The 20921-nt window shown below is 66.9% G+C and carries 19 protein-coding genes; 10 read left to right on the top strand and 9 right to left on the bottom strand.

Translation table 11 applies throughout. The annotated features are described in order from the left end of the window. The first annotated feature begins 50 nt into the window (after positions 1–50). Genes LI953_RS08460 through LI953_RS15585 form a run of 3 tightly spaced genes read left to right on the top strand, consistent with a single transcriptional unit; the run spans position 51 to position 4037 of the window. Positions 51–1454, top strand: coding sequence for an NAD(P)/FAD-dependent oxidoreductase (locus LI953_RS08460; RefSeq protein WP_227075611.1), 1404 nt, complete (start codon positions 51–53; stop codon positions 1452–1454). Continuing rightward, on the top strand, positions 1447–2646 hold the full coding sequence (locus tag LI953_RS08455) for an FAD-dependent oxidoreductase (protein WP_227075610.1): 1200 nt from the start codon (positions 1447–1449) through the stop codon (positions 2644–2646). The genes LI953_RS08460 and LI953_RS08455 overlap by 8 nt, the downstream gene beginning before the upstream one ends. Beyond that, entirely contained in the window at positions 2643–4037 is a 1395-nt protein-coding gene (locus tag LI953_RS15585; RefSeq protein WP_227075609.1) for an FGGY family carbohydrate kinase, read from the top strand. Before LI953_RS08455 ends, LI953_RS15585 begins: the two co-directional genes overlap by 4 nt. 42 nt (positions 4038–4079) lie before the next feature. On the opposite strand, the gene LI953_RS08445 is transcribed toward LI953_RS15585, so the two are convergent. Continuing rightward, the gene (locus LI953_RS08445) at positions 4080–5510 is read right to left on the bottom strand and encodes an aldehyde dehydrogenase family protein (protein ID WP_227075608.1); all 1431 of its coding nucleotides are present in this window, start codon (positions 5508–5510) and stop codon (positions 4080–4082) included. A gap of 146 nt (positions 5511–5656) precedes the next feature. Here LI953_RS08445 and LI953_RS08440 point away from each other — a divergent pair, with 146 nt between their 5' ends. From LI953_RS08440 to LI953_RS08420, 5 genes are all read left to right on the top strand, one after another. Beyond that, entirely contained in the window at positions 5657–6661 is a 1005-nt protein-coding gene (locus tag LI953_RS08440; protein WP_227075607.1) for an ABC transporter ATP-binding protein, read from the top strand. An 8-nt stretch (positions 6662–6669) separates the two neighbouring features. Continuing rightward, positions 6670–7821 carry an ABC transporter substrate-binding protein gene (locus LI953_RS08435; RefSeq protein WP_227075606.1) on the top strand — a complete coding sequence of 384 codons (1152 nt, stop codon included), beginning with the start codon at positions 6670–6672 and terminating at the stop codon, positions 7819–7821. Continuing rightward, positions 7800–8696, top strand: coding sequence for an ABC transporter permease (locus LI953_RS15580; protein ID WP_227075605.1), 897 nt, complete (start codon positions 7800–7802; stop codon positions 8694–8696). The genes LI953_RS08435 and LI953_RS15580 overlap by 22 nt, the downstream gene beginning before the upstream one ends. Continuing rightward, entirely contained in the window at positions 8686–9471 is a 786-nt protein-coding gene (locus LI953_RS08425; RefSeq protein WP_227075604.1) for an ABC transporter permease, read from the top strand. The genes LI953_RS15580 and LI953_RS08425 overlap by 11 nt, the downstream gene beginning before the upstream one ends. Before the next feature lie 82 nt (positions 9472–9553). Beyond that, positions 9554–10579: an AraC family transcriptional regulator gene (locus LI953_RS08420; RefSeq protein WP_227075603.1), complete on the top strand. Its 1026-nt coding sequence runs from the start codon at positions 9554–9556 to the stop codon at positions 10577–10579. 6 nt (positions 10580–10585) lie between these two features. Here LI953_RS08420 and LI953_RS08415 read toward each other — a convergent pair whose 3' ends face one another. After that, positions 10586–11764, bottom strand: a complete 1179-nt coding sequence (locus LI953_RS08415) for a CaiB/BaiF CoA-transferase family protein (protein WP_227075602.1) — start codon at positions 11762–11764, stop codon at positions 10586–10588. 2 nt (positions 11765–11766) lie between these two features. Then, positions 11767–12945 carry an acyl-CoA dehydrogenase gene (locus LI953_RS08410; RefSeq protein WP_227075601.1) on the bottom strand — a complete coding sequence of 393 codons (1179 nt, stop codon included), beginning with the start codon at positions 12943–12945 and terminating at the stop codon, positions 11767–11769. Between the two features lie 102 nt (positions 12946–13047). On the opposite strand from LI953_RS08410, the gene LI953_RS08405 reads away from it, so the two are divergent. Together LI953_RS08405 and LI953_RS08400 are read left to right on the top strand one after the other, a co-directional pair. Next, positions 13048–13935, top strand: coding sequence for a LysR family transcriptional regulator (locus tag LI953_RS08405; RefSeq protein WP_227075600.1), 888 nt, complete (start codon positions 13048–13050; stop codon positions 13933–13935). A gap of 9 nt (positions 13936–13944) precedes the next feature. Then, complete coding sequence (locus tag LI953_RS08400) at positions 13945–15120, top strand: NAD(P)/FAD-dependent oxidoreductase (RefSeq protein WP_227075599.1); 1176 nt, start codon at positions 13945–13947, stop codon at positions 15118–15120. On the opposite strand, the gene LI953_RS08395 is transcribed toward LI953_RS08400, so the two are convergent. Genes LI953_RS08395 through ctaD form a run of 6 tightly spaced genes read right to left on the bottom strand, consistent with a single transcriptional unit; the run spans position 15108 to position 20920 of the window. After that, positions 15108–16580 carry a carboxypeptidase M32 gene (locus LI953_RS08395; protein WP_227075598.1) on the bottom strand — a complete coding sequence of 491 codons (1473 nt, stop codon included), beginning with the start codon at positions 16578–16580 and terminating at the stop codon, positions 15108–15110. The genes LI953_RS08400 and LI953_RS08395 overlap by 13 nt on opposite strands. Further along, the gene (locus tag LI953_RS08390; RefSeq protein ID WP_227075597.1) at positions 16577–17278 is read right to left on the bottom strand and encodes an SURF1 family protein; all 702 of its coding nucleotides are present in this window, start codon (positions 17276–17278) and stop codon (positions 16577–16579) included. Before LI953_RS08390 ends, LI953_RS08395 begins: the two co-directional genes overlap by 4 nt. A gap of 18 nt (positions 17279–17296) precedes the next feature. Further along, complete coding sequence (locus LI953_RS08385; protein WP_227075596.1) at positions 17297–18148, bottom strand: cytochrome c oxidase subunit 3; 852 nt, start codon at positions 18146–18148, stop codon at positions 17297–17299. Positions 18149–18190: 42 nt separating this feature from the next. Continuing rightward, entirely contained in the window at positions 18191–18397 is a 207-nt protein-coding gene (locus LI953_RS08380; protein WP_227075595.1) for a hypothetical protein, read from the bottom strand. Between the two features lies 1 nt (position 18398). After that, positions 18399–19316, bottom strand: coding sequence for a heme o synthase (locus LI953_RS08375; protein ID WP_227075594.1), 918 nt, complete (start codon positions 19314–19316; stop codon positions 18399–18401). A gap of 5 nt (positions 19317–19321) precedes the next feature. Next, on the bottom strand, positions 19322–20920 hold the full coding sequence (gene ctaD, locus LI953_RS08370) for a cytochrome c oxidase subunit I (RefSeq protein WP_227075593.1): 1599 nt from the start codon (positions 20918–20920) through the stop codon (positions 19322–19324). Position 20921 lies beyond the last annotated feature (1 nt).

Here is a 20921-nt window from a genome sequence, read left to right as displayed (position 1 = left end):
TTTGTACGCAATATAATTGCGCGTGGCGTTTTGGCTATGGGGAAAAGCGGTTGACAGCGCAACAGGGCGGGATGACGCTCGGCGGCATGTTTGATGTGGCGATTGTGGGGGGCGGTGTCGTCGGCTGCGCGGTGACGCGGCGCTTCGTGCTGGAGGGCGCGAAGGTGGTGCTGCTGGAAAAGGGCGCCGATATCCTCTCCGGCGCCAGCAAGGGCAACAGCGCCATCCTGCACACCGGGTTCGACGCGCCGCCGGACAGCCTGGAACTCGCCTGCATGCAGGCGGGTTACGCCGAATACATGGAGATCCGCGAGCGGCTGCGCCTGCCGGTGCTGGAGACGGGCGCCATCGTCGCCGCCTGGACGGAGGAGGAGCTGGCGAAACTGCCCGGGATTGTCGCGCAGGCGCATGGCAATGGCGCGGCGGATGTGCGGCTGCTGACCCGCGCCGAGGTGCTGGCGCGCGAGCCGGAACTCTCCGGGCGCGTGCTGGGCGGGGCGCTGGTGCCGCGCGAACATGTCATCGACCCGTGGAGCGCGCCGCTCGCCTATGTCTTGCAGGCTTTGGCCAATGGCGGCGAGGTGCGGCGCCATACCGAGGTGCTGGGCGGCCGCTTCGCGGATGGGGCGTGGCGGCTGGAGACCAGCGGCGGGCCGGTGGAGGCCGCCTATGTGATCAACTGCGCCGGGCTGTATGGCGATGTGGTGGATGAGCGCCTGACCGGCGCCACCGCCTTCAGCATCAAGCCGCGCAAGGGGCAGTTCGTGGTGTTCGACAAGGCGGCGGCGAAGCTGCTGCGCACCATCCTGCTGCCAGTGCCCACCGAGCGGACCAAGGGGATCGTGGTCACGCCCACGGCGTTTGGTAATCTGCTGGTGGGGCCGACGGCGGAGGAACAGGAGTCGCGCGAGCGCGCCGCCGTGGATGAGCCGACCCTGCGCATGTTGGCCGACAAGGCGGCGGAGCTGGTGCCGGCTTTGGCGGGGATGCCGGTGACCGCCGTGTATGCGGGCATCCGCCCGGCCACCGAGCGCAAGGAATACCGCGTGCGGGTTGAGGCGGAGCGCCATTACATCGTGTTGGGCGGCATCCGCTCCACCGGGCTGACCGCGGCGCTGGGCTTGGCGCAACAGGCCTGGCGGCTCTATGCCAGGCCGCATGCCGCGCCCGCCGCGCCCCTCTGGCCGCAGGCGCCGCGGCTGGCCGAGCATGGCCCGCGCGACTGGCAAAGCCCCGGCTATGGCGAGATCGTCTGCCATTGCGAGATGGTGACGAAGCGCGAGATCGAGGCGGCGCTGGACGGCCCGCTGCCCGCGCAGGATTACGGCGGGCTGAAGCGGCGCACCCGCGCCGGGATGGGCCGCTGCCAGGGCTTCTATTGCAACGCGCGGCTGGCGGAGATCACGCTCGGCCGCTTTGCCGACCCGCTGGCGGTGGGGGCAGAACATGCTTGACGTGGCGATCATCGGCGGCGGCCCAGCGGGCATCGCGGCGGCGCTGACGCTGAAGGCGCGCGGGGTGCGGCGCGTGGCGATCCTGGAGCGCGAGGCGGTGCTGGGCGGCGTGCCGCGCCATTGCGGGCATCCGCCCTTCGGCCTGCGGGAGTTCGGGCGCATTCTCACCGGCCCGGCCTATGCGCGCCGCCTCGCCGCCCTGGCGGAAGAAGCCGGGGTGGAAATCCTGCCGCGATATTCGGTGACGGCGCTGCAGCCGGGCGGCGTGGTGCAGGCGGCCACCCCCAACGGCGCGGCCACCATCCGCGCACGGCGCGTGCTGCTGGCCACTGGCGCGCGGGAGGCGCCGCGCGCCGCACGCTTCGTCGGCGGAGACAGGCCGCTCGGCGTGCTCAACACCGGCGCCTTGCAGGCCTATGTGCATCTGCACGGGCTCGCCCCGTTCCGCCGTCCGGTGGTGGTGGGCACCGAGCTGGTGGGGCTCTCAGCCCTGGCCACCTGCCGGAGCCATGGTATCCGGCCGGTAGCGGTGGTCGAGGCCGGGGCCCGCCCGGTGGCGCGCTGGCCGCTCGGGCTGTTCCCGAAGCTGCTCGGCATTCCCACCTATTTCAACGACGGCATCGAAGAGATCCGGGGCCATGGCCGGGTGGAGGCGGTGCGGCTGCGCGGCGGGCGGGAGCTGACCTGCGACGGCGTGCTGCTGACCGGACGGTTCCTGCCCGAGGCCAGCCTCGCCCGGCTCAGCCATCTGGCGCTGGATCCCGGCAGCCTTGGCCCTGTGATCGACCAATATGGGCGCTGCTCGGACGGCGCGTATTTCGCCGCAGGGAATCTGCTCCGCCCGATCGAAACCGCCGGGTGGAGCTTCCGTGAAGGGGCGGCGATCGGTGGGTATATCGCCGATGATCTCGCGGGCGGACTGCCGGCGATGGAGGAGTCGATCAATATCGTCGCGGGCGAGGGCGTGAAATTCGTGGTGCCGCAGCGTCTGGCGCGGGTGACGCCGCTGCGCGGGCGGCTGCAATTGCGGGTCGAGGCCGCGATTTCGGGCCGGTTGCGCGTCAGCTCCGAGGAGGCCGTGCTATATAAGCGGCGCATCTCCACGCGGCCGGAGCGGCGCATCCTGATCGAGCTGGACGAGATGCGCCCGCCGCGCGAGGCACGGCAGCTGGTGGTGGAGATTGTGCCGTGAGCATCGTCGCCATCGACCAGGGCACCACCAGCACGCGCGCGCTGCGGCTGCGGGACGGGCAGGCGCGCATCGTCCACGCCGTGCGGCACGCGCAGCACCACCCGCGCCCCGGCTGGGTGGAACATGATCCGGAGGAGCTGCTGGCCAATATCCGCGCCTGTCTGGACGCAGCGGGAGCAGCGTCGGCGATCGGCATCGCCAACCAAGGCGAAAGCTGCCTGGCCTGGGACAAGCTGACCGGCGCCGCGCTGAGCCCGGTGATCGTATGGCAGGATAACCGCACGGCGGCGGAGGTCGAGGCGCTGCGCGAAACCGGGGCGGAGGCCGAGACGCTGGCGCGGGCCGGGCTGCCGTTGGATGCGTATTTCTCGGCCAGCAAACTGGCCTGGATCCTGCGCAACATCCCCGCCGCGCGCACGGCCCTGGCCGCCGGACGGCTGCGCCTGGGCACCACCGACGCCTTCTTCCTCGACCGGCTGGCCGGGGAGTTCGCCACCGATGTCACCACCGCCTCGCGCACCTCGCTGATGAACCTCGCCACCGGGCAATGGGACGCCGAACTCTGCCGGGTTTTCGGCGTGCCGATGGAGGCGCTGCCCGAGATCCGCGACACGGTGGGGGATTTCGGGCGCATCGACGACGTGCCGGTGCGGGCCTCGGTGGTGGACCAGCAGGCGGCGTTGTACGGCCATGGCTGCCGCGCGCCGGGCGATGCCAAGATCACCTTCGGCACCGGCGCCTTCACCCTGGCGGTGACGGGGGCCGAGATCGTGCGCGCGCCCGAGCAGGGGCTGCTGCCCACCGTGGCGTGGCGGCGCGGCGGGGTGAGCACCTATGCCGTGGATGGCGGCGTGTACGATGCCGGGGCGGCGGTGGAATGGGCGCAGCGCCTGGGGCTGTTCGAGTCCTTCGCGGACTTGGATGAATTCGAGACGCCGCCCGCGATCAGCCGGGGGCTGGCCTTCGTGCCCGCGCTCTCGGGGCTGGCCTGCCCGCATTGGGACCGCTCGGCCGCGGCGTTGTGGGTGGGCATGAGCGCGGCGACGACCCGGCGCGATCTGGCCCAGGCGCTGCTCGAGGGGATCGCGCTGCGCACGGCCGAGGTGGTGCGTGCGATGGATGCCCGGGTGCCGGTGGGCGGGCGGATCTCGGTGGATGGCGGGCTGACCCGCAGCCGCTACTTCCTGCGGTTTCTGGCCAATGCGCTGGCGCGCGAGATCGCCTGCCCGGAATTCGACGAGCTGACCGCGTTTGGCTGCGCGGCGCTGGCGGCGGGAGGCGAGGTGGCGCGGCCCGGCGCGGTGCGGATCGTGGCGCCGGATGGCACCGATTCCGCCCCCTGGCGCGACCGCTTCGCCGAGGCGGTGCGCCGCGCCAAAGCCTGGCGGTGAGAGGCCCCGCGCCGGGCGAACCCGGCGCGGCGGCGGGTGGGGTTACGGGTTGCCGTAGCCGACGATGCCCTTGATCTCCAGGAAATCATGCAGCGCGAAATCGGCGTATTCACGCCCATTGCCGGACTGCTTGTAGCCACCGAAGGGGGCGAAGAAGTCCAGATCGGGGTAGTTGATGTACACCGAGCCGGCGCGCATTTCAGCCGCCACCTCGCGGGCCTTGTTCAGATCCTGGCTCTGCACATAGGCGGCGAGGCCGTACACGGTGTCGTTGGCGATCTCGATGGCCTGCTCCAGCGTGTCATAGGGGATGATGCTGAGCACGGGGCCGAAGATCTCCTCCTTCTCGATGGTCATGCCCGGCTGCACATTGGCGAACACGGTGGGCTTTGCGTAATAGCCCTGGTTCAGCCCCTCGGGCTTGCCCAGGCCGCCGCAGGCCAGGGTGGCGCCTTCGTCGATGCCCGCCTTGATCAAGCGCTGCACCTTGTCCCACTGCATCTGGCTGACCAGTGGGCCGAGCACAGTGCCGGCCTCCCACGGGTTGCCGGTGGTCTGCTTGGCGGCTTCATCCGCCGCGATCTCCGCCGCCTTGTCGTGCAGGGCGCGGGGCACCAGCATGCGGGTGGCGGCGTCGCAGGACTGGCCGGAATTGATGAAGCAGGCGCCGATGCCCTTGCGCACGGCGTCGTCAAGATCGACGTCCGGCAGCAGGATGTTGGCGGATTTGCCGCCCAGCTCCTGGCAGACGCGCTTGACCGTGTTGGCCGATTCACGCGCCACGATGATGCCCGCGCGGGTGGAGCCGGTGAAGGACATCATGTCCACATCCGGGTGTTCGGCCAGTTTCTGCCCCACATCCGGGCCGGTGCCGTTGACGAGGTTGAACACGCCCGCCGGCACCCCGGCCGCATGCATGATCTCGGCGAAGATGATGGCGTTGGTGGGCGCGATCTCGGAGGGTTTGAGCACCATGGTGCAGCCCGCCGCGATGGCCGGGGCGACCTTGCAGACGATCTGGTTCAGCGGCCAGTTCCAGGGGGTGATGAGGCCGCACACGCCGATCGGCTCCAGCGCCACGCGGGTGGTGCCGCGGGTCTCGAAGAACTCGAAGGTCTCCAGCTTGTCGATCAGCGCCTGGAAATGCCCCTGGCCGACCCAGACCTGCGCCTCCTTGGAGAAGGAGAGCGGCGCGCCCATCTCGCGCGTGCAAGCTTCGGCGATATCGTCGTAGCGGCGGTTGTAAATCTCCAGGCAGCGCTTCAGCAGGTCCAGCCGGTATTGCTTGCTGGTTTTGGAGAAGGTCTTGAAGGCAGCGCGGGCCGCGGCCACGGCTTTGTCGACATCGGCCTTGGAACCGCCCGAGATCTCGGTAAAGGGCTGCTCGGTCGAGGGATCGATGACCGGGATGCGGTTCGGCGCAACCGGGTCCACCCACTGGCCGTTGATGTAGAATTTCAGGTTGTTCGACATGGTAACTCCTCCTGATTATGGGCCGATTATCAGCCAGACCCGCCAGCACCTTGTTGACCACGGAGCACAGGGCGGATTGTGCTCGGCGGTCAACCCGCGAGGGGCGAAACCGTGGCAGCGTGGCATAGTTAAAAAGGGAGACAGATTTGCAGACCGCGAAACAGCCCATCGTGCAACTTGAAGCTGTCGCCAAATCTTATGGCGCCGCGGTGGCTTTGGCGCAGCTCGATCTCACCGTGTATGCGGGTGAGTTCTTCACCCTCCTCGGCCCCTCGGGCTCGGGCAAGACCACGACGCTGCGGCTGATCGCGGGGTTTGAGCGGCCCGACAAGGGGCGGATCATGCTCGATGGCCAGGACGTGGCCGCGCTGCCCCCCTTCGCCCGCGCGGTGAACACCGTGTTTCAGGATTACGCGCTGTTTCCGCATCTCACCCTGGTGGAAAACGTGGCCTACGGGCTGCGCGCCAAGAACATGCCGAAAGCCGAGGCCCATGCCGAGGCCGAAAAGGCGCTGGCCGCCGTGCAACTGGCCGATTTCGCCGGGCGCAAGCCGGCCCAGCTTTCCGGCGGGCAGCGCCAGCGCGTGGCCCTGGCGCGCGCGATGGTGAACAAGCCGCGCGTGCTGCTGCTGGACGAGCCGCTCGGCGCGCTGGATTTGAAGCTGCGCCACCAGATGCAGACCGAACTGAAACGCTTGCAGCACGAGACCGGCATCACATTTATCTACGTGACGCACGACCAGGATGAGGCGCTTTCAATGAGCGACCGGATCGCGGTGTTCTCGCAAGGGCGGATCGAACAGATCGGCACGGCGTTCGACCTGTATGAACGCCCGGCCAGCGTGTTCGTGGCCGATTTCGTGGGCAGCTCCAACCTGCTGGGAGGCAGCACACTGCTGCGGCCGGAAAAAGTGCGGCTGCTGGCGGCGGGGGCGGAGGCGCCGGAAAACCACGCGGCGCAACCGGGCGTGGTGCGCGAGGCGACCTATCTGGGCGCGGTGACGCGCTATCAGGTGGCGCTGGCCGACGGCACCAGCCTTAACGTGATGGAAAGCAACGCCTTGCCCGTGGGCGAGCGTTTGCGCCTGGCGGCGGGCGATGCCGTGCTGGCGGTCTGGCCGCGCGACGCGGCACGAAAAATCGGCAACTAGGGAGAGACATGATGCAGGACGTTGTGAGAAAGACGATCGGACGGCTGGCGCTGGGCTTGTCCGTATCGCTGCCGTTCGCACAAGGGGCGGCGGCGATGGAGCCGTTGCAGGCCATCGGCAAGGGCGAGGGCGTGCTGAACGTCGTCGCCTGGGAAGGCTATGCCCAGGATGACTGGGTGAAACCGTTCGAAGCCGCCACGGGCTGCCAGGTGCATGCGAAATATGCCGGCTCGTCGGACGAGATGGTGGCGCTGATGCGCTCGGGCGGCGGCGATCAGTACGATGTCGTCTCCGCCTCGGGCGATGCCACGCTGCGGCTGATCTATGGGCACAACGTGCAGCCGATCAACATCGCGCTGATCCCGGCCTGGAAGAATTTCATTCCGCAGCTGCAAAGCCCGGATTTCAATACGGTGGGCGGGGTGCATTACGGGGTTTCCTATGAATGGGGCCCGAACACGCTGCTCTACAGCACCAAGGTGTTCGCCTCGGCGCCGACGTCGTGGAGCGTGATCTATGATCCGAAATACAAGGGCAAGATCACGGTGCCGGATAACCCGATCCAGATCGCCGATGCCGCGCTGTATCTGTCCAAGACCGATCCATCGCTGGGCATCACCGACCCGTATGAGCTGAACCAGACGCAGATGGACGCGGTGGTGAAGCTGCTGAAGGCGCAGTCCGGGCTAATCAAGAAATATTGGGCGCTGGCCTCCGACGAGATCCAGCTCTTCACCTCGGGCGACGCGGTGGTGGGCGCGGCCTGGCCGTATCAGACCAACACGCTGCAAGCCGCCAAGGTGGCGGTGGCGGATACGATTCCGCAGGAAGGCGCCACAGGCTGGGCGGATACCTGGATGATCTCGGCCAAGGCCCCGCACCCCAACTGCGCCTATGAGTGGATCAACTGGGTGACGACGCCGAAAGTGCAGGCGGAACAGGCGATCTATTTCGGCGAGACCCCGGCGAACACCCTGGCCTGCAAGGAAATGGACGCACAGCAGCCCGGCTCTTGCGCGCAGTATCACGCGAACGCCCCGGCAAGCTATTTCGACTCCATCAAATTCTGGAAAACTCCGCTTCCGGACTGTGGCAATGGCAAGCATGATTGCCTGGACTACAGCGCCTGGCAGCGTGAGTGGCAGAACATCAAGGGCTGATGATGCGGCGGTTTCTCTCCGCATTCGGCTGGCGGCATGAGGGGGCGGCGAATGCCGCCCTGCTCGGCCTGCCGGCACTCTGGTTCGCCGGCCTGTATCTGGCCGCGATCGGCGCGCTGTTCGTCACCTCGTTCTGGACGGTGGACAGCCTCAGCGGCAATCTGATCCCCGGTTTTTCCTTCACGAATTTCCAGCAATTACTGGCCGACCCGGTCTATACGCGGATCGGGCTGCGCACGATCGGCATCGCCACGGCGGTGACGCTCACCGATATCACGCTCGCCTGGCCGGTGGCTTACGCGATGATCCGCCTGGCCGGGCCGCGCTTGCGCGCGGCGCTGATGGCGATGGTGATGGTGCCGCTCTGGTCGAGCTACCTCGCCCGCGTTTATGCGTGGCGGCTGATCCTGGCCCATGATGGGTTGCTGAACTGGGGGCTGAAGGCGATCGGCCTGCCCGGCCTGCATATCGGCTACTCCAACTGGGCGATGTGGATCGTGTTCTCCTATCTCTGGCTGCCATTCATGATTCTGCCGGTGGCGGCGGCGGTGGAGCGGATTCCGCCCAGCCTGCTCGAAGCCTCGGCCGATCTCGGTGCGCATGGTCTGGCGACCTTCCGCCGCGTGATGCTGCCCATGGCGCTGCCGGGCATGGTGGCGGGGGCGATCTTCACCTTCTCGCTCACCCTCGGCGATTACGTGACGCCGATGCTGGTCGGCGGCGAAGGCTCCGATTTCATCGGCAATGTGGTGTATTCCAATGTCGGCGTTACCAACAACATCCCCTTCGCCGCGGCTTATGCCGCGCTGCCGCTCGGGGTCATGGCCGTGTTTCTGCTGATCGCCCGGCGGCTGGGGGCTTTCGATGCGCTCTGAGACTCTCGTTTGGGCGGCGGTGGCCGCGATCATGGCGTTCCTGTTCCTGCCCATCGTGATCATCATCGTCTATGCCTTCTCGGCGGCGCCGATCCCGAGTTGGCCGATCGCCGGGTTCGCGCTGCACTGGTTCGCCGATACCTGGAATGACGAGGCGGTCCGCCAAGCGCTGACGCTGTCGTTGCAGGTCGCGGCGCTGGCGACGGTGATGGCGATCCTGTTCGGCACGCTGGCGGCGATGGCGGTGGCGCGGATGAAATCCGCCGCCAAGGAGGTGGTCAGCTTCATCGCCGTGCTGCCGATCGCCCTGCCCGGAATCCTCACCGGCATGGCGCTGGCCTCGTATTTTGCGTTCTGGGGCATCAATCTGTCGTTCTGGACGATCGTGGCCGGGCACGCCACGTTTTGCGTGGTGATCGTTTACAACAACGTCGTCGCCCGGCTGCGGCGGATGCCGCGCTCGCTCACCGAGGCCTCGGCCGATCTCGGCGCCGATGCGTTCCGCACCTTCCGCCTCGTGCAATTGCCGATGATGGCGAGCGCGATCGGCGCCGGGGCGTTGCTGGCTTTCGCGCTGTCCTTCGACGAGGTGATCGTGACCACCTTCACCGCCGGGGCGCAAAACACGCTGCCGCTATGGATTTTCGGTGCCATCCGCCTGGGGCAGCAATTGCCCGAGGTGAATGTGGTGGTGTTCGCGATCATCCTGTTCACCGCCGTGCCGGTGCTGCTGGCGCAAAAGCTGATCGGGGAATCGGGACGGGTTGCGCGGTAATCTGCGGCGTTCTAGGGTCTCGGCCAAGAGGAAAAACCACATCACACCGCCAACGCTGCGGAGTTGAACCAGGATGAGCCATATGGCCAGAACAGCCCAGGGGGCGCAGGTGGCAATGGTCGCCACGGCGGGGCTGCTGCCGTTTCTGTCCCAGTTGGGGGCGGATGCCGACCGGATCATGGGTCCGGCGGGGATCGACGCCAGTACGCTGAACGCCGAGACGGATGGCAGCATCTCGCTCGCCGCCTATGTGGATATGATGGAACGCGCCGCGCGGGTGAGCGGACGCGCGGATTTCGGCCTGCGCTATGGCGGGCAATTCCCCGCCTCCAGCCATGGGCTGGTGGGCGATATCGCGCTGGCGGCGCCGAGCGTGGGCACGGCGCTGCGGCAATTCGCCGACCTCTTCCCGCTGCACCAGGAGGCCAGCGAGGTGCGGTTGCAGGCCGAAGGCGGGCTGCTGCGGCTGGAATACCGGATTCTGGACTGGCGGATCTTCGACCGGCGGCAGGATGCGGAACTCTCCATCGCCATGTTCCAAAACCTGCTGCGCCAGGCCTATGGCCGCCATTTCACGCCCGAGGAGGTGCATTTCGAGCACCCCGCCCCGCCCGACGCCGCAGCGCATGAGGAGATTTTCGGCGCGCCGGTGTTCTTTGGTCAGCGCACCAATGCGCTGGTGTTCAACCCCGGCGATCTGCGCCGCCCGATGCCGGGCGCCGATGCGGCCGCGTTTTCGCGCCTGCTGGCCGAGGCCTTCATGCGCCGTTTGCCCCGCGGCGTGGTGCCGCTGCCGGACCGGCTTCGCGCCGAAATCCGCTCGCGCCTGCCCGAGGGCTCGCCGCCAATGGAGAATGTCGCCGCGGCGCTGGGCGTGGCGCGCTGGACGCTGCAGCGGCGGCTGAGCGATCTCGGCCTGACCTATGCCGGGTCGGTGCAGGATGTGCGGCGCAGCCTGGCCGAGAGCTATCTGCGCCTGCCGCATCTGTCGCTCTCCAGCATCGCGCAACTGCTGGGCTATGCCGAGCTCAGCCCGTTCTCGCGCGCCTGCAAGCGCTGGTTCGGGGCCTCGCCGGAGCAGATCCGCGCCGCCTGGGCGCGGGAATGAGCCAAATCAGATAATCTTGGCGGCGCGCAGGGCGGTGACTTCATCCGCCGTGAGTCCGAGTTCGGCCATCACCTCGTCGGTGGCCCCGCCCAGCGCCGGAGGCTGGCGCTTGTCATCGGCCGGGGTGCGCGAGAAACGCATCGGGTTGGCGACGGCGCGCATGCCATCACCAAGCTCGTTGAAGATGCCGCGCGCCTGCACCTGCGGGTCCTCGTCGAGATCGGGGAAGCGGTTGATCGGTCCGCCGGGCACGCCGGCTTCCTCCAGCACCTCGGACCACGCCTTGGTGGTGCGTTGCAGCAGCAGCTTTTCCAAAATCGGGACCAGCGCGGCACGGTTGCGCACGCGCTCGGGGTTGGTGGCGAAGCGCGGATCGGCGGCCAGCTCCGGCGCCCCGGCCAGCGCCACGAAGCGGCTGAACTGGTCGTCATTGCCCACTGCCAGGATCAGATAACCATCCGCCGAGGCAAAGACCTGATAGGGCACGATGGAGGGGTGCGCGTTGCCAAGGCGCGTGGGCTGCTGGCCGGAGACAAGATAGCTGGAAATCTGATTGGCCATGGTGGCGATCTGCACGTCGAACAACGCCAGATCGATGTGCTGGCCCTGGCCGCTTTGCGCGCGCTCCAGCAGCGCCGCCAGCACCGCCGTGGCGGCATACATGCCGGTGAACACATCCACCACCGCGACGCCCGCCTTCATCGGCTCGCCCTCGGGCTCGCCGGTCACGCTCATCAGCCCGCCCATGCCCTGCATCAGGAAGTCATACCCGGCGCGGTGGCGGTAGGGGCCGGTCTGGCCGAAGCCGGTGATGGAGCAATAGACGAGGCGCGGGTTGAGGGCGCAGAGCTGCTCTGGCCCCAGGCCGAGCTTGGCCAGCCCGCCGAATTTGAAATTCTCCAGCACCACATCGCTCTGCGCCGCGAGGCGCTTGATCAGCGCCTGGCCTTCGGGTTTGCCCATGTCGATGGTGACGGATTTCTTGCCGCGGTTGGCGCAGAGGAAATAGGCGCTCATCCCGCTCTCCGGCACGAAAGGCGGCCCCCAGGCGCGGGTGTCATCCCCCGCGCCTGGGCGCTCGATCTTGATCACCTCGGCGCCCAGATCCGCGAAGACCTGGCTGGCCCAGGGGCCAGCCAGAACGCGGCTGAGGTCGAGCACCTTGATGCCGGCGAGCGGGCCCATGCTCAGAACGCCGCCAGACCGGTGATGGCGCGGCCCAGGATCAGAGCATGCACGTCATGCGCGCCCTCATAGGTGTTCACCGTCTCCAAATTCACCATGTGGCGCATCACGTGATACTCATCGGCGATGCCGTTGCCGCCATGGATGTCGCGCGCCTGGCGGGCGATATCCAGCGCCTTGCCGCAATTGTTGCGCTTGAGCAGCGAGATCATCTCCGGCGCGGCCTCGCCGGCATCGAGCAGGCGGCCGAGTTGCAGGGCGCTGTGCAGACCAAGCGTGATCTCGGTCTGCATATCGGCGAGCTTCTTCTGGATGAGCTGCGTGGCGGCCAGCGGGCGGCCGAACATCTTGCGGCCCAGCGTATAGTCGCGCGCGGCATGGAAGCAGAATTCGGCCGCGCCGAGCACGCCCCAGGCAATGCCGTAGCGGGCGTTGTTGAGGCAGGAGAACGGGCCGCGCAGGCCCTTCACGTTCAACATCGCCTCATCGGGGACGAACACCTCGTCCAGCATGATCATGCCGGTGATGGAGGCGCGAAGCGAGAGCTTGCCTTCAATCTTGGGCGCGGTGAGGCCCTTGGCGCCCTTCTCGATGGTGAAGCCGCGGATATCGCCGGCATCGTCCTTGGCCCAGACCACGAACACATCGGCGATCGGGGAGTTGGAGATCCAGGTCTTGGAGCCGGAGAGCAGATAGCCGCCATCGACCTTCTTGGCCCGGGTGCGCATGGAGGCGGGGTCGGACCCGGCATCGGGCTCGGTGAGGCCGAAGCAGCCCACCCACTCGCCGGTGCGCAGCTTGGGCAGATATTTATCCTTCTGCGCGTCGGAGCCGAAGGCGTAGATCGGGTACATCACCAGCGAGGACTGCACCGAGAAGGCGGAGCGGTAGCCGGAATCCACGCGCTCGATCTCGCGCGCGATCAGGCCGTAGGCGACATAGGAGACATCGGCGCAGCCATGGGTGGAGAGCGTCGGCCCGAGCAGGCCCAGCTCGCCCAGCTCATTCATCACCTCGCGGTCGAAGCGCTCCTCGCGATAGGCGGTGAGCACGCGCGGTTGCAGCTTGTCCTGCGCGTAAGCATGGGCGGCGTCGCGGATGGCGCGCTCATCCTCGGTCAGCAGCGTTTCCAGCTTCAGCGCGTCGGCCCAGTCGAAATTGGACAATTTACCCTTGGTCATGACGGTCTCCCAAAATTGCTACGCTGTTTTGCGGCAAAGCGCGCCACGCTTCAAACAGATTAAAAATTGATTTTGATACAAAATCCGCATTAAAGCAGACACATGGAACTCCGCCAGCTCCGCTGCTTTGAAATCCTCGCCGAGGAACTGCATTTCGCCCGCGCCGCTGACCGGCTGGGCACCACGCAATCGGGCGTGTCGCGGCTGATTGCCGGGCTGGAGACAGCGCTGGGCGGTAAGCTGTTCAACCGGGCGAAGCGCTCCTCGGTGTCGCTGACCGCGACCGGCGCGCTGTTTCTGCCCGAGGCGCGGGCGATCTTGCGCCAGGCGGAGCGCGGCGAGACCATTGGGCGGCGCGCGGCGCGGGGCGAGATCGGCGGCCTGGAAATCGGCTTTGTCGCCTCCGCCGCCTGGGGGGGCGTGGTGTCGTCGCTGGTGCGGCGCTACCGGGCGGTGGCGCCGGGGGTGGAGGTGCGGCTGCGCGAGATGGAAACGCCGCGCCAGCTGGAGGAAATCGCCGCCGGGCGGCTGGATCTCGGCTTTCTGCGCGCGCGGGCGGATTACCCGGTGGAGGTGAAGGTGACGCCGTTGCAGCGGGACGCGCTGCACATCGCCCTGCCCGAGGACCACAAGCTGGCCGCGCAGGCGGCGCTGCGGCCGGCGGATTTGAAGGGGGCGAAATTCATCGTGCCCTATTTCGGCGAGGCGGCCGGATTCCTGGCGCGCATCCGCATGCTCGGCGAGGCGGGCGGGTTCACGCCCGAAATCCTGGCCCCGGTGCGCGATTTTCTCACCGTGCTCACCGCCGTCGCCGCTGGGCTGGGGGTAGGGCTGATTCCCGAAAACGCGGTGAATGTCCGCATTCCCGGCACGGTGCTGCGCCCGGTGGAGGGGGTGGAGCTGATCTCCGAGCTGATGCTCGCCAGCCGGCGGGCCGAGGCCTCGCCCGCCGTGCGGCAGTTTTTGCGCCTCGCCGGCAGCCGGGGCTAAAAGCGGCGGATGAATGGAATCTATGATGCCGCGGTGATCGGCGCGGGCGCGGCCGGGCTGTTTTGCGCGGGCGTGGCGGCAAGGCGGGGTTTGCGCGTGCTGGTGCTCGACCATGCGCCAGAGCCGGGCCGGAAGATCCTGATTTCTGGCGGCGGGCGCTGCAATTTTACGAACATGAAGGTGGGGGCCGAGAATTTCCTCTCGGCCAATCCGCATTTCTGCAAATCCGCGCTGGCCGGGTTCACGCCCCGGGATTTCATCGCGCTGGTCGAGCGCTACGGCATTGCCTATCACGAGAAGACCCTCGGGCAGTTGTTTTGCGATGGCAGCGCGCGGCAGATTTTGGACATGCTGCTGGATTTGAGCGCGGGAGCCTCGTTGCGGCTGGGCATGGCGGTGCGCGAGATCTCGCATGACGGCGCGTTTGTGCTGGAGACATCCGCCGGGCGGGTGAGCGCGCGCAACCTGGTCATCGCCACTGGCGGGCTGTCGATTCCCAAGCTCGGCGCCAGCGGGTTTGCTTATGAGGCGGCCAAGCGCTTCGGCCATGCGGTGGTGCCGCCGCGCCCGGCGCTGGTGCCGCTCACCTTCGGCGCGCAGGATGTCGGCTGGATGGAGACGCTGGCGGGCGTGTCCGCCCCCGTGCGGATCGGCGCGGGCAAAGCGCGGTTCGAGGAGAGCCTGTTATTCACGCATCGCGGCCTGTCCGGCCCGGCGGTGCTGCAAATCTCCTCCTATCTCGCGCCCGGCGAGGGCTTTACTGTGGATTTCTGCCCCGGGCTGCGGGCGGCGGAGGCCCTGCTGGAGGCCAAGGCGCGGCGGGCGAAAGCGGCGCTGAAAACGGTGCTGGCGGAGCATCTGCCCGTGCGGCTGGCGGCGCATTTCGCCGGGGCGGAGGCGCGCAACATGGCGGATCTGCCGGACAAGGCCCTGCGCGCTTTGGGCGAAAAGCTGAACCGCTGCGTGTTCACCCCCACGGGCAATGAGGGCTTCGCCAAGGCGGAAGTGACGGCCGGGGGCGTGGATACGGCAGCGCTGGCCTCGAAGAGCTGCGAGAGCCGCGCCGTACCGGGGCTGTTCTTCATCGGCGAGGCTGTGGACGTGACTGGCTGGCTCGGCGGCTATAATTTCCAATGGGCCTGGGCCAGCGGCCACGCCGCCGGACAGGCGCTTCAGGTGAGATAACGCGCGGCCAGATGCGCCTCGAAATGCGCGGGGTTGAGCGGTTCGCCGGTGGCGGCGGTGAGGATCTCGTTGAAGCCGAGGCTGGCGCCCAGCGCATGCACATGCGTGGCCAGCCAGCCGATGAGCGGCGAGACATCGCCCCGCGCGAGCTGGGCGTCCAGCTCGGGCAGCGCCTTGCGCGCCGCCGCCATCAGCTGCGCCGCCGCCATCGCGCCCAGCGTGTAGGAGGGGAAATAGCCAATCGCGCCGTCATACCAGTGGATGTCCTGCAGGCAGCCTTGCGCATCGTCGGGCGGGGTGATGCCGAGCAGGGCGGTGAAGCCCTCGTTCCAGGCGCCGGGCAGGTCGGCCACGGCGAGATCGCCGCGCAGCAGCGCCTGCTCCAGCCGGAAGCGCAGCAGCACATGGGCCGGGTAGGTCAACTCGTCGGCCTCGACGCGGATGAAGCTGCGCGCCACCCGGCGCAGCCTGTGCTTGAGCGCGGGCACGGTGACGGGTTTGCCAAAGGCGGTGGTGAGGATGGGGGCGAGGTGCGAGAGGAAGGCGTCGGACCGCACCGCCTGCATCTCGATAATCAGCGATTGGCTTTCATGCACCGCCATGCCCGCGGCCTCGCCCACCGGCTGCCGGCGGAAGGCGGCGGGGAGGTTCTGTTCATATAGCGCATGGCCGGTCTCGTGCAGCACGCCGGTGAGGGCCGAGGCGAAATCGGCTTCGTCATAGCGGGTGGTGATGCGGATATCGGTGGGCGTGCCGCCGCAAAAGGGATGCGCGGAGCGGTCCAGCCGGGCAGCGGTGAAATTCAACCCGGCGGCGGCGGCGAGTTGCCGGGCCAGCGCCTCCTGCACGGCCTCGGGATAGGGGCCGGGGGGCAGCGCCTCCCGCGGGTGGGCAGCTTGCAGCGCCTCGGCGCGGGGCAGAGCGTCGCGCAGGAAGGTTTCGTAGCGCGCGAAGATGGCGCTCGCATCGGCGGCGGTAATGCCGCGCTGATACTGGCTCATCAGCGCATCATAGGGCGAAAGGCCGAGCGCCTGGCCGAGGATCTGCGCGGATTCGCGCGTAAGGCTGATGATTTCGGCCAAGGCGGTCGCGACGGCGGCGAAATCGCCGCGCGCGCGGGCGGCGCGCCAGATTGTCTCGCAGGCGCGGGCGGCGCGCACGCTGGCTTCCACCAAATCGCGCGGCAGGGCGGTGGCGCGGATATAGGAGTCGCGCATCAGCGCGACATTGGCCTCCTGCCAATCGGTTTCCGGGGCGGCGGCGTCCAGATCCTCACCGATCTCCTCGGCGCAGAGAATGTCATGCGCCAGCCCCGCCAGGGTGGCCAATTGCTCGCCGCGCGCCTCGCCCCCGCCATCGGGCATCATCGCCGCCGCATCCCAGCTCAGCATGGCCGAAGCCTCGTTCAACACGGCGATGCGGGCGAATTTCTGCTCCAGGCGCTCATAAGCGGTGGTCATGGCTGCTGTAATCTCTTTCGCGCGAAGAAGATGAACTCGAACACCAGGACGCCGGCGAAGCCGAACCAGGTGAGCGCGTATTCATAATGGTTATTCGGCGGCGTGGGGAGGTTCTGCGCCGGTTGCGGGGCGGCGCTGCCCGGCGGCGGCAATGGCCCCATGGCGATGAGCATGTAGGGCGCGACGTTTCGCAGCCCCAGCCCGGCGGCAATCCTCGCCGGGTCCAGCGTGTAATAGAGGTTATGGGCGGGGTCGTCTTTGCCCGAAAACCAGTTGGGGTGCATGGGCGCATGCACATAGCCGATGGCCTCGGGCGCCAGATTGGTGAGCGGCGCCGGGCTTTGCTGCGGCACCCAGCCGAGATCGACCAGCACCACCTGCCCCTGCGGCCGCTGCAGGGCCATGATCAACTCGCCGCCGGACACCGGGCCGGTGGGCGAATCATGCACCTCATCGCCATAGAGCGCCGCCTTACCGGGCAGCCAGGTGCCGGTGATCCATACTTTTTGATACGGCGTGGGGCTGGCGGGCAACGGCACCGGCGGGGCGATCTGCGCGGCGCGGATTTGCGCGATGATACCCTCTTTCCACTTCAGCCGGTGCAACTGCCAGACGCCGAGCGCGATGAGTAGGCAAAACACGACGAGCGCCGCGATGCCCGGCCCGAGCACCCGGCGCCAGCGGCCGGTATTGGTCATGACGCTGTGATCAGAGGCTCAGCCCGCGACGATGGCGCTACGGCCGAGATAATAGATGCAGACGAACAGGAACAGCCACACCACGTCCACGAAGTGCCAGTACCAGGCCGCGGCCTCGAACCCGAAATGGCGCTCCGGCGTGAATTGCCCGGCGCGGGCGCGGAAGAAGCAGACAATGAGGAAGATGGTGCCGATGATCACATGCAGCCCGTGGAAGCCGGTGGCGATGAAGAAGGACGAGGCATAGATGCCGCCGTGATAGAACGGGAAGGGCGAATGCGTGTATTCCCAGGCCTGCCCGCACAGGAACATCAGGCCGAGCAGGATCGTCACCCCCAGGCCACGCACCAGATTCTTGCGGTCACCCTCCAGCAGCGAATGATGCGCCCAGGTGATGGTGGTGCCGGAGAGCAGCAGCGTCATGGTGTTGAACAGCGGGATGGCGAAGGGGTCGATGGTGGTGACGCCCATCGGCGGCCAGACCGGGGCGAAGGCCGTGCCCATCTTCTCGGGATAGAAGAAGTAGTTGAAATAGTTCCAGAAGAAGGAGACGAAGAACATCACCTCAGAGGAGATGAACAGCGCCATGCCATAGCGCAGGCCAACCTGGGTGATGAGCTTGTGCAGGCCGGGGATGCGGGATTCGGCGATGACATCGCGCCACCAGACAAACATGGTGGTCCCGACGCAAAGCAGGCCGAGGGCCAGCACATAGAAGATATGGAAATGCGCCGCGAGGATGACGCCGGTGAAGGTGATCATCGCCGAAGCGGCGCCGAATAGCGGCCAGAGGCTGGGCTCGACCAGATGGTATGGATGCGGGACGGTCGATTTGATCTGGTCGGTGGCCGTGTGGATCGTTCCGCTCATTGACTTCCCCTCGTGTTCTGTCTCGTTATCAGGCCCGGATGCTCACCACATCTGGCCGTATTCATGCAGCTTCACCATGGCGATGCCGTAAACCATCAGGCAAAACGCCGCCAGCGCCGCGAGCAGCAGGTAGTTGCGCCCACGCCGGCGGCGCATGAATTCGTCGCGCTGTTCCTGGGTCCAGTCCGGCTTGCCCATCTCGGCGCGGGGCATACGGTCGGTCTCGTTGGTGGAATTCATGGGCGCCATGTCAGATCAGCCTGTCAACCGCGCAGGCGAGGAACAGGACGAACAAATAGAGGATGGAGAATTTGAAGGCGGCCCGGGCTGGTTTGTCCTTGGTCAGGCTGTTGCCCTCGGCATCTTGCTGGTCTGCATAGACGCCCCAGCAGAAATACACGAAGACCAGGCTGCTGATGAGCGCCGCGCCGCCATAAAACCGGCCGGTGAGGCCGAGCACCCAGGGCGAGACGGTGAGCGGGACCAGCAGCAGGGAATAGACCAGCACGTTGAGCCGGGTGTGGCGCGCGCCCTTGACCACCGGCAGCATCGGGATGCCCGCCTTTTCGTAATCGCCCGCGGCGTAGAGGGCGAGCGACCAGAAATGCGGCGGGGTCCAGAAAAAGACGATGGTGAACAGCAGCACGGGCAGCAGCCCGACATGGCCGGTAACCGCGGCCCAGCCGATGACCGGCGGAAACGCCCCGGCACCGCCGCCGATCACGATGTTCTGCGGCGTGCGGCGCTTCAGCCACATCGTGTAGATCACCGCATAATAGAAAATCGAAAAGGCCAGCACCGCGGCGGCGACGAGGTTGGTGGCCATCGCCATCAGCAGCACCGAAATCACCGACAGCACGATGCCGTAGCCCAACGCGCCGCTGGCCTCGATGCGTCCGGCCGGAATCGGCCGGTCGGTGGTGCGGCGCATCATCGCGTCGATGTCACGGTCATACCACATGTTGATCGCGCCCGCGGCCCCCGCCCCCAGCGCGATGCAGAAGATCGCCACCGCCGCCAGCACCGGGTTGATATGCCCCGGCGCGACGAACAGCCCGATCGCCCCGGTGAACACCACCAGGCTGATCACGCGCGGTTTGAGCAGCGCGAGCCAATCGCCCGGCTCGGCGCCCAGATGCGGCGTGAAGGTGGCGTGGTCGGTGGCCATGGTCGTCAGCGGATCACCGGCACGTCTTCAAACGTGTGATGCGGCGCCGGGCTGGGAACGGCCCATTCCAGGGTGGTCGCGCCCTCGCCCCAGTAGTTATCGGCCAGCTTCTCCTTGGAGGTGAAGACCGAATACAGCACGTAGAAGAACACCAGCGTGGACAGGCCGGAGATGATGGCGCCGACCGAGGAGACATAGTTCCACCCGGCGAAGGCGTCGGCGTAATCCGGATAGCGGCGCGGCATGCCCGCCAGCCCGAGGAAATGCATCGGGAAGAAGGTCAGGTTGACGCCGATGAAGAAGGTCCAGAAATGCACCTTGCCCCAGAATTCGGGGTATTGGTGCCCGGCCATCTTGCCGATCCAGTAATAGAACCCGGCGAAGATGGCGAAGGCCGCGCCCATCGACAGCACGTAGTGGAAATGCGCGATCAGGAAGTAGTCGTTATGCAGCTCCTGATCGAGGCTGGCATTGGCCAGCACGATGCCGGTGGCGCCGCCGATGACGAACAGGAAGATAAAGCCCACGGCCCAGAGCATCGGTGTCTTGAACTCGATGGAGCCGCCCCACATCGTGGCGATCCAGGAGAACACCTTGATGCCGGTGGGTACGGCGATGACCAGGGTCGCGACCTCGAAATACACCTTGGAATCGGTGCTGATGGCGGAGACGAACATGTGGTGCGCCCACACGACGAAGCCGACGAAGCCGATGATGACCATCGCGTAGGCCATGCCGAGATAGCCGAAAATCGGCTTCTTGGAAAAGGTGGAGACCACATGGCTGATAATGCCGAAGGCCGGCAGGATCATGATGTAGACTTCCGGATGGCCGAAGAACCAGAACAAATGCTGGAACAGCACCGGGTCGCCGCCGCCGGCCGGCTCGAAGAACGAGGTGCCGAAATTGCGGTCCATGATCAGCATGGTCACCGCGCCGGCCAGCACCGGAATGGCCAGCACCAGCAGGAAGGCGGTGACCAGGATGGACCAGCAGAACAGCGGCATCTTGTGCATGGTCATGCCCGGCGCGCGCATGTTCAGGATGGTGGCAATGAAGTTGATCGCGCCCAGCAGCGACGAAATACCGACCAGATGGATGGAGAACAGCGAGAAATCGGTGGCGACGCCGGGGGAGTACTGCGCATTGTCGAGCGGGGGATAAAGCGTCCACCCCGCCCCGGTTCCATTACCCAGAAACAAACCGAGCATCACGAACACGAAGCCCGCGACCAGGAACCAGAAGCTCATATTGTTGAGGCGCGGGAAGGCCATGTCCGGCGCGCCGATCATGATCGGCACGAACCAGTTGCCCAGCCCGCCGATGAGCGCCGGCATCACGAACCAGAAGATCATGATCAGACCATGCGCGGTGATGATCGCATTCCACGTATTGCCGTTGGTGATGATGTCGTTATGCGGGTACATCAACTGTAACCGCATGATCATCGACAGCACGCCGCCGACCATCGCGCCGATAAACGCGGCGGTGATGTAGAGCGTGCCGATATCCTTGTGGTTGGTGCTCATCAGCCAGCGGCTGACGAAGCTCGGCTTGTGGTGCCCATGGGCGTCGTGGGCGTGGTCATGCGTGGTGGTGGACATC

Origin of the sequence: Acidocella sp. KAb 2-4 (assembly GCF_020567705.1) — a bacterium.
In the GTDB taxonomy this organism is placed as follows: domain Bacteria; phylum Pseudomonadota; class Alphaproteobacteria; order Acetobacterales; family Acetobacteraceae; genus Acidocella.
Note: the sequence above shows the minus strand (reverse complement) of the source record. Positions and strands in the feature narration are given on the sequence as shown.